Annotated in this window: 15 protein-coding genes; 6 read left to right on the top strand and 9 right to left on the bottom strand. The window is 66.8% G+C overall.

Translation table 11 applies throughout. From position 1 onward, the window contains the following. Positions 1-56: 56 nt before the first annotated feature. Complete coding sequence (locus FQU96_RS12315; RefSeq protein WP_146541540.1) at positions 57-1,958, top strand: ABC-F family ATP-binding cassette domain-containing protein; 1,902 nt, start codon at positions 57-59, stop codon at positions 1,956-1,958. A 23-nt stretch (positions 1,959-1,981) separates the two neighbouring features. Further along, the gene (locus FQU96_RS12310) at positions 1,982-2,476 is read left to right on the top strand and encodes a hypothetical protein (RefSeq protein ID WP_255468001.1); all 495 of its coding nucleotides are present in this window, start codon (positions 1,982-1,984) and stop codon (positions 2,474-2,476) included. A 15-nt stretch (positions 2,477-2,491) separates the two neighbouring features. Here FQU96_RS12310 and FQU96_RS12305 read toward each other — a convergent pair whose 3' ends face one another. The 3 genes from FQU96_RS12305 to bdcA all read right to left on the bottom strand — a co-directional run bounded on the left by FQU96_RS12305 (position 2,492) and on the right by bdcA (position 5,517). Continuing rightward, a complete protein-coding gene (locus tag FQU96_RS12305; RefSeq protein WP_146541539.1) occupies positions 2,492-3,466 on the bottom strand; it encodes a hypothetical protein in 975 nt (324 codons plus the stop codon). A 330-nt stretch (positions 3,467-3,796) separates the two neighbouring features. Further along, positions 3,797-4,708: a siderophore-interacting protein gene (locus FQU96_RS12300; RefSeq protein WP_218574690.1), complete on the bottom strand. Its 912-nt coding sequence runs from the start codon at positions 4,706-4,708 to the stop codon at positions 3,797-3,799. A 95-nt stretch (positions 4,709-4,803) separates the two neighbouring features. Then, positions 4,804-5,517 carry an SDR family oxidoreductase gene (gene bdcA / locus FQU96_RS12295; RefSeq protein WP_146541538.1) on the bottom strand — a complete coding sequence of 238 codons (714 nt, stop codon included), beginning with the start codon at positions 5,515-5,517 and terminating at the stop codon, positions 4,804-4,806. 132 nt (positions 5,518-5,649) lie between these two features. On the opposite strand from bdcA, the gene FQU96_RS12290 reads away from it, so the two are divergent. Next, entirely contained in the window at positions 5,650-6,186 is a 537-nt protein-coding gene (locus FQU96_RS12290; RefSeq protein WP_255468000.1) for a TetR/AcrR family transcriptional regulator, read from the top strand. Positions 6,187-6,235: 49 nt separating this feature from the next. Here FQU96_RS12290 and FQU96_RS12285 read toward each other — a convergent pair whose 3' ends face one another. The 6 genes from FQU96_RS12285 to FQU96_RS12260 all read right to left on the bottom strand — a co-directional run bounded on the left by FQU96_RS12285 (position 6,236) and on the right by FQU96_RS12260 (position 11,800). Further along, the gene (locus FQU96_RS12285) at positions 6,236-6,727 is read right to left on the bottom strand and encodes a hypothetical protein (protein WP_146541536.1); all 492 of its coding nucleotides are present in this window, start codon (positions 6,725-6,727) and stop codon (positions 6,236-6,238) included. Between the two features lie 102 nt (positions 6,728-6,829). After that, the gene (locus FQU96_RS12280) at positions 6,830-7,585 is read right to left on the bottom strand and encodes an SDR family NAD(P)-dependent oxidoreductase (protein WP_146541535.1); all 756 of its coding nucleotides are present in this window, start codon (positions 7,583-7,585) and stop codon (positions 6,830-6,832) included. Next, positions 7,549-8,607 carry a ketopantoate reductase family protein gene (locus tag FQU96_RS12275; protein WP_146541534.1) on the bottom strand — a complete coding sequence of 353 codons (1,059 nt, stop codon included), beginning with the start codon at positions 8,605-8,607 and terminating at the stop codon, positions 7,549-7,551. Before FQU96_RS12275 ends, FQU96_RS12280 begins: the two co-directional genes overlap by 37 nt. Continuing rightward, positions 8,604-9,557: an isoaspartyl peptidase/L-asparaginase family protein gene (locus FQU96_RS12270; protein ID WP_146541533.1), complete on the bottom strand. Its 954-nt coding sequence runs from the start codon at positions 9,555-9,557 to the stop codon at positions 8,604-8,606. The genes FQU96_RS12275 and FQU96_RS12270 overlap by 4 nt, the downstream gene beginning before the upstream one ends. A 132-nt stretch (positions 9,558-9,689) precedes the next feature. Continuing rightward, positions 9,690-11,285, bottom strand: a complete 1,596-nt coding sequence (locus FQU96_RS12265; protein ID WP_146541531.1) for an ABC transporter substrate-binding protein — start codon at positions 11,283-11,285, stop codon at positions 9,690-9,692. Further along, positions 11,282-11,800, bottom strand: coding sequence for a MarR family winged helix-turn-helix transcriptional regulator (locus FQU96_RS12260; RefSeq protein ID WP_255467999.1), 519 nt, complete (start codon positions 11,798-11,800; stop codon positions 11,282-11,284). Before FQU96_RS12260 ends, FQU96_RS12265 begins: the two co-directional genes overlap by 4 nt. Positions 11,801-11,941: 141 nt before the next feature. On the opposite strand from FQU96_RS12260, the gene FQU96_RS12255 reads away from it, so the two are divergent. From FQU96_RS12255 to FQU96_RS12245, 3 genes are all read left to right on the top strand, one after another. After that, on the top strand, positions 11,942-12,643 hold the full coding sequence (locus tag FQU96_RS12255; protein WP_146541527.1) for a creatininase family protein: 702 nt from the start codon (positions 11,942-11,944) through the stop codon (positions 12,641-12,643). Positions 12,644-12,783: 140 nt separating this feature from the next. Then, entirely contained in the window at positions 12,784-13,752 is a 969-nt protein-coding gene (locus FQU96_RS12250; protein WP_146541525.1) for an ABC transporter permease, read from the top strand. 139 nt (positions 13,753-13,891) lie between these two features. Continuing rightward, complete coding sequence (locus tag FQU96_RS12245; RefSeq protein ID WP_146541523.1) at positions 13,892-14,770, top strand: ABC transporter permease; 879 nt, start codon at positions 13,892-13,894, stop codon at positions 14,768-14,770. Positions 14,771-14,783: the final 13 nt, after the last annotated feature.

Genomic DNA, 14,783 nt, shown 5'->3' with positions numbered 1-14,783 from the left:
GCGCGCGGCGCCGGTGGTTTTCAACGGCGCCACCCCGTGCTAAACGCCGCGCCGCCATGTTTCACATCAACGATCTCGTGTACCGCATTGCCGGCCGTGTCCTCTTCGATCGCGCCACGGTGGCCGTCGCCGACGGCCATCGCGTCGGCCTGGTCGGCCGCAACGGCACCGGCAAGTCCACCCTGCTGCGGCTGATCCGCGGCGAGACCGCCATCGACGGCGGTTCGATCACCATGCGTGCCAATGCCCGCGTCGGCGAAGTGTCGCAGGAGGCACCTGGCGGCGCCCGCAGCGTGCTCGACACCGTGCTGGAGGCCGACCGCGAGCGTACCGCGCTGCTGGCCGAAGCCGAGACCGCGACCGACCCGCACCGCGTCGCCGAGATCCATACCCGGCTGGCCGATATCGGCGCCCACGCCGCGCCGGCGCGCGCCGGCAGCATCCTCAACGGCCTGGGTTTCGATCACGCGGCGCAAGGCCGGGCATGCGACACCTTCTCCGGCGGCTGGCGCATGCGCGTGGCGCTGGCACAGGCGCTGTTCGCCGAGCCCGACCTGTTGCTGCTGGACGAGCCCAGCAACCACCTCGACATCGAGGCCCGGCTGTGGCTGGCCGACTATTTGCGCACCTATCGCTACACGCTGCTGCTGGTGAGCCATGACCGCGAGTTGCTGAATGCGGTGTGCAACCAGATCATCCATATCGACCAGGGCAAGCTGGTCGCCTATGCCGGCAACTACGACCGCTTCGAACGCACGCGGCGCGAACGCGCCGAGCGTCAGGCGGCGCTGCAGACCCGCCAGATCGCCGAACGCAAGCGCATCCAGTCCTTCGTCGACCGCTTCCGCGCCAAGGCCAGCAAGGCGCGCCAGGCGCAGTCGCGCATCAAGCTCTTGGAAAAGATGGAGCCGATCGTGCCGATCGCCGAGGAGGTGCCGGTCGAGTTCGCCTTCCCCAGCCCCGACAAACTGCCGCCGCCCTTGATCACCATGGACCGCGCGTCGGTCGGCTACGCCGCCGACACGCCGGTGCTGCAGAAGCTCGACCTGCGCATCGACATGGACGACCGCATCGCGCTGCTGGGCCAAAACGGCAACGGCAAATCGACCTTCATCCGCCTGGTGGCTGATCGGCTGAAGCCGCTCAGCGGCACGGTCCGCAAGTCAGGCAAGATGCGCGTCGGCTATTTCTCGCAGCAGCAGGAGGAAGAGCTCGACCTCGACGGCACGCCGTTCGAGCATATGCGCCGCCTGATGCCGGACGCGCCGCCGACCAAGGTGCGTGCCCAGCTCGGGCGCTTCATGTTTTCCGGCCCCAAGGCCGATCAGACCGTGCGCTCGCTGTCGGGCGGCGAGAAGACGCGCCTGCTGTTTGCGCTGATGACGCGCGATGCGCCGCACGTGCTGCTGCTGGACGAGCCCACCAACCACCTCGACATGGACTCGCGCACCGCGCTCGTCGAGGCGCTCAACGAGTACGAAGGCGCCGTGATCCTGGTGAGCCACGATGCGCATCTCGTGCGCCTCGTGGCCGACCGGCTGTGGCTGATCGCGGGTGGCACCTGCACCTCGTTCGAGGGCGACCTCGACGACTACGAGCAGCAGCTGCTCAGCGAGCGCGGCAGCGGCCGCGGCGGCAACGGCGCGGATCAAGCCAGCGGCGCGACGGCCGAGCAGCGCAAGGAACAGCGCCGCCAGGCGGCCGGATTGCGCCAGAAGCTGGCGCCATTGCGCAAGGCCATCGACCGCGCCGAGAAGGAACTCGCGACGCTGACCGACAAGCGCACCGCCCTGCAGGAACGGCTCAACGATCCGGCCCTGTACAACGGCAACCAGGACGCCGTCGCCGCCTTGCAGATCGAGCTCGGCGACATCGGCCGCCGCATCGCCGCCGCCGAGGAGACCTGGCTGGAGAGCCAGCAGGCGCTGGAACAGGCGCAGAGCGTCGACGCGGCCTGAGACTCCCTGCCGCGCGGGCCCGCATGATGTCCCGGACCATCGGCAGCACGGCGGCGATGGTCTGCGACGTCCTCGCCCTGCTCGCGGGCCAGGGGGTGCAGTGCGATCTGTTCGGCGGCTGGGCCGAGGAACTGCTGGGCCTGCGCGATCCCGGTCCCCATGCCGACATCGACCTCGTCTACCGCGGCGATGACTTCGCCGCGATCGACGACACGATTTGCCGCCTGTCCCTACACGAGATTCCGGAAAAGCGCTTCAGCCACAAGCGCGCGATCGTCCATCGCGGCATCCTGTGCGAGTTCCTGCTGGTGCGGGACTGGAACCATGCGCCCGTCACCGTGTTCTGGGGTGACGTGACATTCCGCTGGTGCGTGCCGCTGCTGCAAGACGGCACGATCACCTTGAACGACCAGCCGGTGTCACTGGTCAGTGACGTCAACCTCGCGCACTATCGCGCGCAATGGCGATCGACCCAACCGCATCGCTGGCGGGATCCCGCCTCGCTCCTGGGTGAGTGACAGGCTCGACGGGCGTCACGTCGGCTCGTAGTAGCGCAGGTGGATCTTGCGGATGCCCTTGGTGAACGGCGCCGGCATGCCCGCGTCCATCCGCAACTCGATGCCGTCGATCCGGTCACCCTTGACGGCGAACGATTGATGCGGTTGCGGATTGATGGTGATGTTGGGTGCCACCGTGATCATCTTCTTGGGCCTGAGCTGGACGGTGACCGTGGTGTCGGTAATCTGCACGACCTTGGCCACCGGGTCGGCGCCTTCCTCGGTCTCGTGGTACAACTCGCCGCTGTCGATGGTGCAGATCTTCCAATAGAGCGGGATGCGGGCGCTGCCGGTGGCATAGCCGAACAGATTGACGATCCCGACGATGTTGGTTCCCTCCCTGGTCCTGTCGAGCAGGGTGATGTGCTGATTGAGCATCATCATCAGCACATCGTCCCAGCGACCGATGACCTTCTTGGCGAGCCACATGTGATCGGCGACGTGCTGCAGTTCGTGGTTCATGATGTGGGTCATGAATTCGGTCGCGTTCGGGTATGGCTCGAAGCGCAAGGTCATCCGCGCGGTCTTCTTGAAGCGCATCGGGTGATTCTCCGGCTTCATCGCCTCGGTCACCTCCAGGCCGTCGCGCTGCCGGCGGGTGTTGATCTGGTTGACCAGCTCCTTGATCCGCAATCCGGGGACGTCGGCCGCCTCCCAGCCGCCCGAGACCGGCGCCGGCGGCATCGAGATCTGCCACGTGATGGTATGATTGGGAACGCCTGTGACCATCAGGTTGGACTGATAGGTCCTGCCCGCCACGGCGATCGGCGTGTTCCGGTTGATGGTGGTCTGGACGGCTTGCCGCGCCGCGATGGTTTGATCCAGCTGTGTCACAGGCGTGCCGTTGTAGCTCGGCTCCGAATAGCCGAACAGCATCTCGTTATCGTCGACAAAATTCTGTGCCGGGTTCTTGACCCTGATGACGGTCACCGGTGGATTCATCGTGAGCATGCCTGGCCTCCCCTAAAAATGTGGCGTACCTCCTGCCACTCCAGCCAGCCGCAAAGCATCCGTGGTTCCCGATCACCGGGATGAATCAATTCAGATCAGCACCGCGATACCGATGAAGCACACGACGTTCAGACCCGACTGCCGGCGTGGAGGAAAATGACGGGGACACGTGACCGACGCGCCGGCACCAGGGCGACAAAGTCCCAACCGATCGATGCCAGCGGCATGTCACGTCACGTTTCTCTTGAGACCTATGGTTGTAGCAGTCTCATCGCGTAAACTCAACGCTGAGTCGAAGGTGTGCCGCGGGCCTGCCCACGGCAGCAGACGTTACAGGCTGTCGTCCAATGCCCGACCGCGACGCCAATAGCCCATCAGGTTCAAGGATCGGCGATCCATGCCGCGCTCCTTGACCAGGTGATGGCGGATCGCCAGCACGGACGCCGCCTCACCCGCGATCCAGGCATAGAAACCGGCGTCCCCGGGTGCCGCCAGATCCCAGAGAATCTGGGACTCGATGTCGACGTCAGGCAGCGCCGTCCCAGCAGCGGCCGTCTTCGCCGCCGGCAGACGGGCGCGGTGGATGGCCGACACCATCGGCGGCCGATCGTCCGTGTGCTGGTCGCGCGGCATCCACGCCACTTCCAACTGCGGCCAGGTCGGCAACGCCAAGGTGTCGGCGGCGCTGCCCACCTCGATGAAGGCTTGTGTCGCCGGCGGCGCCGGCAGAGCTGCCAATGATTCCAGAATGCCGCTCGCCGCCGGCAATGCCGTCTCGTCGGCGATCAGCAGAACGTGCCGCGTGTCGGGCGCGGGCTTCCACTCGTAGCCGCCGGCCTCGCCGTCATAGTCGCGGTTGGGTGCCACGAACTGCACGGGGTCGCCCAATTGGGCGTGGATCGCCCAGCGTGATGCCGGGCCAGCATCACCATGCAGCACGAAATCGACGTCGACCTCGCCCGCCTGCGGCCGCAAATGGCGGATGGTGTAGGTGCGCATCGACGGGCGCGCCTGCGGCGGCAGCGCGCGATAGACGGCCAGCCAGTCGGGCCGGTGAGGCAGGGCCGACGGCCGCCCCGCCGCGTCGGGGAAGAAGATCTTGATCCGCTGGTCCGGCGCGTGCGTCGCCATCCGGGCGACATCCGGGCCTTGGAATGTCAGGCGGCTGAGGCTGTGGTTCAGGTTGCGCCGCCGGGCCAGAACCAGATCGAACAGCCGGTAGGGACTTGCCATGGTTGTCATGGCAAGATCCTACCCAATTGCGAACGACTCGCAATTGCAATTTCGGCATCGCCGCAGCGCGTCCACGGCAGGACGCGCTGCGGCCCTGCTCCCGATCAGGCGCCGAAGCCGCCGTCGATGGTCTGCATCGAGCCCGTGATCATGGCGCCGTGCGGCCCGGCGAGAAAGGCGGTCAGTTCGGCGACCTCGCCGCCGCGCGCGTGGCGCTTGATGGCCATGAAGCTGTGCATGAGGCCGGCCATCGGGCCGTCGGCCGGATTCATGTCGCTGTCGGTCGGCCCCGGCTGGACGCTGTTGACCGTAATGCCGCGGGCGCCGAAGTCGCGTGCCAGGCCGCGCACCATCCCCTGCACCGCCGACTTGGTGAGCGCATAGGCAGCACCGCCGGCGAACGGCATGCGATCGCCGTTGACCGAGCCGATCACGATGATGCGGCCGTTGTCGTTCATCTTGCGCGCCGCCTCGACGGCCGCGTGATACGGCGAGCGGACGTTGACATCGATCATGCGGTCGATCGCATCGGGCTCCAACGTCAGCGGATCGCCGATGATTCCGATGCCGGCGTTGATGACGATCACGTCGAGCGCGCCACGCGACGCCACCGTCTTGATCACCGCATCGCGGTCGACGCTGTCGGTGTGGATCGCCTCGGTCCCGGTCTCGGTCGCCAGCGCCTGCGCTGCCTCCTTCGAACCGGCATAGGTGAACGCAAGCTTGGCCCCGCCGGTGGCGAAGCGGCGAACGATCGCGGCGCCGATACCCCGGCTGCCGCCGAGAACCAGGACGTTCTTACCTGTGAAATCAGCCATCATGGCCTCCTTGAGATTGTATAGTAGTTGCTATATATAATCATCTGCACAGGTTCAAGGCTTAATATAGTGGATACTATAAAAAATCCCCCGGCACGCGGCCGGCCACGGACCTTCGACGTGGACCAGGCGGTGGCGACTGCGCTGAAGCTGTTTCACGCCCGCGGCTACGACGCGGTCGGCGTGGCCGAACTGGTCTCGGCATTCGGCATCACGCCACCCAGCTTCTATGCCGCCTTCGGCAGCAAGGCCGGCCTGTTCGCACGCGTGCTGGAGCGCTACGCCAAGAGCGAGGCCGACCTTTTCACCCATGCCCGCGCCAAGGGCGGCTCGGTCACCGCCGTAATCGGGCACATGCTTGCGCGTGCGGCGGAGATCTATCCCGCCTGCGACGGTACCGCCGGCTGCCTGGTGCTGGACGGCGCGCGCAACAGCGCCGATCCCGATGCGCGCGCGCTGACCGCCGCCATCAAGCAGGCCGCCCACGACACGCTGCGCGACTTCATCGCCACGCAATACCCGCAACAGGCCGATGCGCTGTCCAAGTTCGTCGAGATTGCCCTGGCCGGCATGTCGGCCGCGGCGCGCGACGGCGCCGATCGACCCACGCTCGAAGCGTTCGCCGCCAGCATGACCCGCACCTTCCGCCGCGAGGCCAAGGGAGCCTGAGCCTCGTCTATGGCGCCGCCGATCAGGCGCCTCGGAAGCCCGTCCCGCCCTACCTGAGCGGGCGGCATTCCTTCAGCACGAAGCGTTCATCCGGCCGCGCGCCGCCGGGCCAGAAGCCGGCACGCAGATACGTATCCATCATCTTGGACAGATCGAGCACGCGCAGCTCCTTCGGCGGTTCCCGACCGTCACCGGGCTGCACCACTTCGACATCACCCTCCAAGGTGCAGTCATCGCGATCGCGGCAATATCGCTCCGCGATCGACAGGCCCCAGGTGCCGGTCTTGCCGTTGGTCCCCAGGTAGATGGAGAAAACCTCCAGCCGTTTACCCGTCGGGCGGTGGCGAAGCTCACCGACTTCGTCGTCGGGATTGCGCCACTGATCGAAGCTCAGGATGAAATCGCCCGACTCATAGATCACCGTCGTGTCGAAACACTTGGCAGCCGCACCACCGCAGGCGAGAACCACCGCCGTGCTCGCGAGCAATGCCCCGACCTTTCCTCGGATCATCCGCATCCCTCTCCCCAGGCGCGCCGACATTATCGGCGCGCCGCACCAAACGCGCTACGTGTGGCTACATTGGGGCTGTGTTTTCCTGCGGAAAATCAGCAGAGCCGTGCAGCTAAAATGGCGTGATCGACGTCACGAGCGACCACCATCGACCGAGAGGATCTCGCCGGTGATCCAGGATGCCTGGTCACTGGCCAGGAACAGCACGGCGTTGGCGATGTCGGCCGGCTGGCCCAGGCGCCTTGTATGGATCGCGTCGACCAGACGCTGCTGGCCGTCGGCGCCGTAGCTCTGCCATTGCCGCTCGCTCGCGGGATTGGAGCGCACGAAGCCCGGTGCGACGGCGTTGGCGGTGATGCCGAAGCGCGCCAGGTCCTGCGACAACTGGCGGGTCAGGCCGACCAGCGCGTGCTTGGCCGACGTGTAGGCCTGGATACCGGTGAGGCTGGGCCGCAGGCCGGCGCCCGACGCGATATTGACGATGCGGCCATAGCCCGCCGCGCGCATCGGTGCCGCGGCGGCCTGCGCCAGCCAGAAGGCCGCATCGACATTGGCCTCGAAGATCGCGCGCCAGTCCGCAGGACCGATATCCTCGATCGGGCGGCCGACCTGGCCACGCACGCCGCCGGCGGCATGCACCAGGATATCGAGGCGTGCGTCGTGGCCCATCACGGCATCGACGAGCGCGTGAGCGGCGGTCCGGTCACCGAGGTCGGCGACGTGCGCCGTCATGCCGTGCTGGACAGCGAAACGCTGCATGCCGTCGTGGTCGATATCGGCCAGGTGCACGCGTGCGCCGGCCGCCGCAAGGCCCAGGGCAATCGCCTGGCCGATGCCCTGGGCGGCACCGGTTACGAGCGCGGTGCGACCGCTGAAGCTGATGTGCATGTGTCGATCAGGTGCTGCATGGTATCGGCGGACTGCGTCAGGCGCCCCTCCTCCACGTCGTGGATCAGATCGACCAGCGCGCGGATCGCCGGCGTATCGACGCCAGCCTCGGCGCCCAGCCGGGCGATGATGCCGATCTGCGGGTCGACCTCGGTCTTTCGCCTGCGCACCGCCAGATCGCGCCAGATGCCGGAATGGGTCTTGGCGGTGTGGCGGTTGAATTCGGCGAGCGCCGCAATGCTGGCGCGCGACTGCGCGGCCGAGGCCTGCGGCGCAAACGCGCCGGGATCGAAGCCGTTGAAACCCACCGGCGCTATCCCGCGCGCGGCGGCCACCAGCATGACCTCACGGCCGAGCCGATCGAACACGGCGAAGCGATCGGGGGCGGCAAAGTTGTCGGCCATCGAGTCGTTCGTGAGCGCGGTGGCGAACAGCATCGCGCCGTAGGCGAGTTTGCCCCAGAGGTAGCCCCAGATGTTGTCGGTCAACACGGCATCCGGCTCGAAGCGCTGCAGCAGCGCATGCATTGCCCGCGTGCGCTCACGCACGGTGCCGTCGATCTCGCCGACCACGACAGCCGCGCGATTGCCGAACAGGATGCGGCCGGGCCCCAGCCAGTCGGCGCCGAAATTGACGAAGCAGCCCATGGTGCGGGCGGCGCCGACCCCGGCGCTGATGGCCAGCTCGTTGAGGCCGTTTTGTGCCGACAGCACGTAACCGTCGGGCGCCAGGTGCGGGGACAGGCGTACCAGCGCCGCTTCGGTCGCATGTGCCTTCACGGCCAGCACGATGCGTCTGTACGTGCCGGTCAATGCATCGGGCGTGACGGCCGGCACGACCTGCGTGAAGGTATCGACGGGCCCTTCGATGGCAAGGCCCGACGTGCGGCAGGCCGCGACATGCTCGGGCACGATGTCGACCAGCAGCACCGGTACGCCGGCGCGCGCCCAATAGGCGCCCAAGGTGCCGCCGATCGCGCCGGCGCCCCAGATCAGGATCGGTTCGTCTGCCGCGACACTCATGCGCGTTCCATGCGCAGGACGTCCTTGTGCGTGGCGACGTTCAGCACGCCGTCGGTACCGATCCAGCCGCGCGCCATGCCCAAGGTGTTGAACGGCGCGCACACCTGGCCGAAGGCATCGATCGCGATCAGGCCGGCACCGATCTTGTGGCCGGACATCACGTCGAACACCAGCGTATCGGTGGCCTGGCGCAAGGTCTGACCGCCATAGGACATCCGCGCGGCAACGTCGTAGGCAGCAACGCGGCGCATGAAGACTTCACCCTGGCCGGTGCACGACACTGCGCAGACACCGTTGCGGGCGTAGGTCCCGGCGCCCACGATGGGCGTGTCGCCGACCCGCCCGGCCGGCTTGTTGTTGAAGCCGCCGGTGGAGGTAGCCGCCGCCAGGTCGCCCTGGCGGTCCAGCGCCACGGCGCCGACCGTACCGTGGCGCTCCGCTTCCGACGCCAGCCCGATGGTGCCGCGCGCCGCGCGTGCCTTCAGCGACGCCAGGGCCTGTACACGGCGCTCAGTGGTGAAGTAGCCGTTGGCGACAGTCGGCAACCCCTTCGACCGGGCAAAGGCATCAGCGGCATCGCCGGACAGCAGCACGCAATCGGACTGGTCCATCACGGCGCGCGCGGCGCGGATCGGGTTGCGAATGGCGCGCACCGTGCAGACGCCGCCCGCTGCCAGCGTGGCGCCGTCCATGATGGAAGCATCGAGCTCGTGGACCGACTGTTCGGTCAGGGCGGCACCGTGGCCAGCGTTGAAGTGCGGACTGTCCTCCAGAACCACGACGGCGGCCTCGACCGCATCGAGCGCCGATCCTCCCGCTGTGAGGATCTTCCATCCGGCGCGCAGCGCTGCTTCCAGATGCGCGCGCGTCTGCGCCCAGTCCGCCTCGCTCTGAAGGTTGGCGGCCAACGTGCCGCAGCCGCCGTGAATCGCGATCGCCGGAAGAGACATGATATTGCGTTCCTTTTTCAGCTGTCATCCCGAGCGCAGCGAGGGATCTTCTGCACGTGGCGCACGGGTGCGCCTGCATCAAAAGATCCCTCGCTGCGCTCGGGATGACAGTCCTACTACGTGGGCAGGTTCCTACTTCGCGGCCGGTCGGATGTTCATGGCCAGCGTGTCCTCATCGACGCGCGGCTTGATCGTGACCTTGGCTTTCTGCATGGCCCAGGCCGAGCCGACCGACACGATCGACAGCCGCGGACGGTCGACGGCGACGATCTCGTTGGCGCGTTCCAGCAAGGCGCGACGCTTGGCGTCGTCCATCTCGACGGCGGCGTCCTGCAGGACCTTGTCGAGCTCCGGGTTCTTGTAGCCCAGCACGTTGAAGGCGCCCATGCGCTTCTCTTTGTCATTCGAGTGCGCCACCGACGAGAGCGTGTAGTGCGCCTCGCCGGTCAGTGTGCCCCAACCCGACATCGCCATCGAAAAATCGCCGCGCGTGCGCGCCGGGAAGAACACGGCGCCCGGCTGCGCATTGGCCTGGGCATCGATACCGATCGCAGCCAGCATCTGCGCAATCGACGTGCCGACCTGCCGGTCGCCGGGCAGCCGGTCGCTGGTGAAGCTCAGCGTCACCTTGAAGCCGTTGGCGTAGCCTGCCTCGGCCAGCAACTGCTTGGCACGCGCCGGATCGTACTTCGATTCAGGCACCTTCTTGCTGTAGCCGAAGACGCCGGGCGTCACGAGTTGGTTCTGCGGCTTGCCCAACCCCTCCATCGCGATCTCGGCCAGCGCCTTGCGATCGATCGCGAGGTCGAGCGCCTCGCGCACCTTGGGGTTCTGCAGCGGGTTCTTGTCGAGCGGCGAGCCGTCCTTGGCCGTGACCTGGGCCGGCTTGTCGCGCAGGTCGAGCTCCATGTTGAAGATATAGACCGTGTCGACCTTCACCACGGAAAGCTTGGAGTCGCGCTCCAGGGTCGGCACATCGGACGCCGGCGCCCGCACGATCAGGTCGACCTGGCCTGCCTTCAGCTGGGCCACGCGCGCGGCATCGTTGGCGATCTCCTTGCGCACGTGACGCTGCCACGGCTCCTTGGGTCCCCAGAAACCGTCGAAGCGCTCGAGCACCAGCTGTTCCTTGGGCGTCCACGACACGAACTTGTAGGGCCCGGTGCCGACGGCGGCCTTGCCGGTGTTGAACGCCTCGTTGGCGGTCTCCTTGGTCAGGCCGGCCGCCGCCTTGTGCGAGACGATGAACAGGCGGATGAAGTCGTTGGGCAGGCTGGGCGCCGGCCCGTCGGTGATGATGTGGACCGTGTGCGCATCGACAATCTTGGTTTCCTTGACCCGGCGCACATAGATCGTCGTCGGATTGGGACCGGCCACCATCGGGATGCGCTCGATCGAGAACTTCACATCCTCGGCCGTGAAGTCCGAGCCGTCGTGGAACTTCACGCCCGGACGCAGCTTGAATTCCCAGGTCGTGGCATCGAGCGCCTTCCAGCTCAACGCCAGCCGCGGCTCCAGCTCCAGGCCGTCACCCGACCATACCAGGGTATCGAACACGTGCTTCAGCGCCTCGGCATGCGTGCCGGTGGCGGTAAAATGCGGGTCGATCGACTCGGGGCCGGCGCGCACGCCGATGGTGAGCGTCTGCGCCATCGACGGCGTCGGCGCCAGCGTCAGACAAGTCGCCGCCACCAGCGCCGCGGCAAGGGTGCGTCCGTAGATCGTCATGGTGAGTCCTCCTGTTCGACGTGCGCCGGCCATGTCGGTGAGTCCAGGACCAGGCGTGCGAGCAGTTCGGTCAACACCTGCTGCTCGTCTTGGTTAAGATTGGCCAGCATCTGGCGCTCGCGCTCCAGCATCGCCGGCAGGGTTTCATCGACGATACGCCGCCCTTCGGCGGTCAACCGCAGACCGTAACGGCGCCGGTCAAGCGGATCGGCGGCGCGGCGGATCAGGCGGCGGCGCAGCAGCTTCTGGATCGCGCGGCTGAGCGTGTTCTTGGGAAAGCCCGAGGACTGGCAGATGTCGTTGGCCGTGATGCCGTCCTTCAGGAACAGCGAATAGAGCACGACATACTCCGGCCGCATCAGGCCGTAGCGGCGCTCGATCCAGCCGTAGATGGGAACGTTGAACTGCAGCGCAAGGTAGTTGATGCGGAACGAGAACCAGCACGGGTTCTCCCATAGCTTTACGGCGATGACCGGATGCAGGGCCGGCGCCTTGGTCGCCGGAAACCGGGCCACAACGCCTGTCGATCGCTTTTGCGGACTTGCCGCCATCCCCCGCCCCAATTAGTTCCATATGGAACTTGACGATACTTGCAGCCCTTGGTCAAGTGCCGCTCGCCATCCCCGTCACCATCCGGGATCGGCACGAGGAAGCCCATGCGAATCGCCGACATGAACTGGATGCAGGTCGAGGCGCGCGTGCAGCGCGACGACCGCTGCGTGCTGCCGATCGGCAGCGTGGAACAGCACGCCTATCTCAGCCTGTGCGTCGACATGATCCTGTCGGAGAAGGTGGCGGTGGACGCGGCGGAACCGCTCGGCGTGCCGGTCTACCCGGCGGTGCCGTTCGGCTTGACGCCGTATTTTGCCGATTTTCCGGGCACCGTGACCCTGCGGCTGTCGACCTACGTGGCGCTGATCGAGGACATCCTGGAAAGCCTGTACCGGTCCGGCTTCCGTCGCGTCGTGGTCGTGAACGGCCACGGCGGCAACAGCCCGATCCAGGGCTTCTTCAAGGAATGGATGGTGCACCGCCGCGATGCCCGCATCAAGCTGCACAACTGGTGGAACGCGCCGAAGACCTGGGCCAAAGTGTTGGAAATCGATCCCGCCGCATCGCACGCCAGCTGGATGGAGAACTTTCCCTGGACCCGCGTGCCGGGCGTGAAACCACCGGAGGCAGCCAAGCCCGCGGTCGACATGAGACGGTTGCAGACGGCAAACCCGGCGGAGGTGCGCGCCTTGATCGGCGACGGTAACTTCCATGGCCGCTACGAGCGTCCGGACGACGAGGTGCTGGCGCTGTGGCAGGTCGCCGTCGCCGAGACACGCACCATCATCGAGGAGGACTGGCCGTAGGCCATGATCGGCTGTTCTTTTTCGGACCGCGCGCGTCCACGCGCGCATTCGCTCGCAGCGAGGCGAAGAGCGGACGACTATCGGCGCTGGCGCGCCGAGGCGCGCGTGGACGCGCGCGGTCCGAAAAGGACCCGACCCCCATGCTCGGCTTCCTGATTCAGCGCTTTCTGCAGGCCATCGTGGTGCTGGTGGTGATCGCCGGGCTGGTCTTTGCCGGCGTGTTCGCCATCGGCAATCCCATCGACGTGCTGATCTCGCCCGACGCCACGCAGCAGATCCGCCTCGACACCATCGCCCGCTATGGGTTGGACCAGCCGCTGTGGCAACAGTATCTGGCCTTCCTTGGCCGGCTGGCACAGGGCGATTTCGGCCGCTCGTTCGTCTTCAACATGCCGGTGCTCGACCTGATCCTGTCGCGGCTGCCAGCGACGCTCGAACTCACCCTGGCGGCCGTGATCGGCGCAACCGTGCTGGGCGTGCCGCTGGGCATGTTCGCGGGCTACCGCCCCGACAGTCGGGTGGCACGCCTGCTGATGGGCCTGTCGATCCTCGGCTTCTCGGTGCCGACCTTCTGGATCGGCCTGGTCCTGATCCTGGTGTTCGCCGTGACCCTGGGCTGGCTGCCGGCCGGCGGCCGCGGCGAGACGCTGAGCGTGTTCGGCGTCGAATGGAGTTTCCTGACCTGGGATGGGCTGCAGCACCTGCTGCTGCCGGCGATCAACCTGTCGCTGTTCAAGCTGGCGATGATGATGCGGCTGGCGCGCGCCGGCACGCGCGAGATCATACTGACCGACACCGTGAAGTTCGCCCGCGCGTCGGGCCAGTCGGAATGGACCATCCTGCGCCACCACGTGCTGCCGCTGATATCGATTCCGATCGTGACGGTGTTCGGCCTCGAGTTCGGTTCCACCTTGGCGTTCGCCGTCGTCACCGAGACGATTTTCTCCTGGCCGGGCCTGGGTAAGCTGATCATCGAGTCGATCCAGAGCCTGGATCGCCCGGTCATGGTCGCCTACCTGATGCTGGTGGCGTTCCTGTTCATCGCCATCAACTTCCTGATCGACATCGCCTACGCGGCGCTCGATCCGCGCATCCGGGCGCGGCGATGATGATGATGGCTCGCTCAGACTGTCATCCCGAGCACAGCGAGGGATCTCCTGCGAAAGGCGCACAGTACGCTACTCGCGGAAGATCCCTCGCTGCGCTCGGGATGACAGACCGGCCCAATCGGCACGGAAACAATCTCCCATGAATCGGGACACCCCGCTCTTCCGGCTGTGGGTCGAGTTCCGCGACAACCGCATCGCGGTGGCGGCGCTGGTCGTCATCATCGCCATCGCGGTGCTGGCGATCCTGGCGCCGCTGATCACGCCGCAGGATCCTTACAACCTCGCCAAGCTGGTGCTGGCCGATGCGCGGCGGCCGCCAGGGACGGTGGGCAGCGGCGGCTACGTCCATTGGCTGGGCACCGACGCCCAGGGCCGCGACCTGCTGTCGGCGATCCTCTACGGCCTGCGCATATCGGTGCTGATCGGCATCGCCGCCGGCGCCGTGGCCTTCATCGTCGGCGCCACGATGGGCGCATTGGCGGCCTTCGCCGGCGGCCGCACCGAGATGCTGATCATGCGCTTCGTCGACCTGCAGCTGTCGTTCCCGGCGATCCTGCTGGCGCTGGTATTGTCGGCGATGCTGGGCCAGGGCCACCTGCAGATGATCACGGCGCTGGCGGCGGCACAGTACGCCTATTTCGCGCGCACCGCGCACGGCGCCGCCGCCACCGAGCGGGCCAAGGACTATGTCGAAGCGGCGCTGTCGACGCCGCTGCCAGCGCGCTTGGTGCTGTTCCGCCACATCCTGCCCAACTGCCTGCCGCCGCTGATCGTCGTGGCCACGGTGCAGGTGGCGAATTCAATCGCGCTGGAGGCGACGCTGTCGTTCCTCGGATTGGGCCTGCCGGTGACCGAACCATCGCTGGGCATGCTGATCGCCAACGGTTTTCAGTATCTGCTGTCGGGCCGCTATTGGATCTCGATCTATCCCGGCATCGCGCTGATCGTCCTGATCGTCGCCATCAACCTGGTGGGCGACCAGATCCGCGACCAGCTCAACCCGCGACTCAAGCGATGAGCGTGGGCTTGTC

Origin of the sequence: Reyranella sp. CPCC 100927 (genome assembly GCF_007859315.1) — a bacterium.
In the GTDB taxonomy this organism is placed as follows: Bacteria; Pseudomonadota; Alphaproteobacteria; order Reyranellales; family Reyranellaceae; genus Vineibacter.
The sequence above is the reverse complement of the archived record's forward strand: the minus strand, read 5'-3'. Positions and strand labels throughout refer to the sequence as shown.